Raw genomic sequence first — 265 nt, 5'->3', positions numbered from 1 at the left:
AATGCAGGTTCGCCATGTAGAGTAAATGGCCCTTTGCGTTCAATCTCGCGGATCCCTTCTGCTTTGACATTACCAGCAACAATACCAGAAAAGGCTTTGCGTAAGTTGGAAGCGAGTACCTCGGGACGCTGATTGAGATGTAAATCCAAGCTCGCCATACTGTCATGAGTCGGATCAAAGGGCAGTTGGAATTCAGGTTCAATTTTTAAGGACCAGTTATAACTGTAAGCATCGTCGTGATCTTTTCGATGCTGACGAACCAGTG

The 265-nt window shown here is 46.0% G+C and carries 1 protein-coding gene; it reads right to left on the bottom strand.

Going from position 1 to position 265, the window contains the following annotated elements; translation table 11 throughout:
• A partial coding sequence (locus RAD10_RS42050; RefSeq protein ID WP_461622043.1) for a pyrimidine/purine nucleotide monophosphate nucleosidase domain-containing protein occupies positions 1-265 on the bottom strand: 265 nt, incomplete at both ends.

The sequence above is a fragment of the Bradyrhizobium sp. 23AC genome, from assembly GCF_054863025.1.
This window is presented reverse-complemented; position numbering and strand designations above follow the sequence as displayed.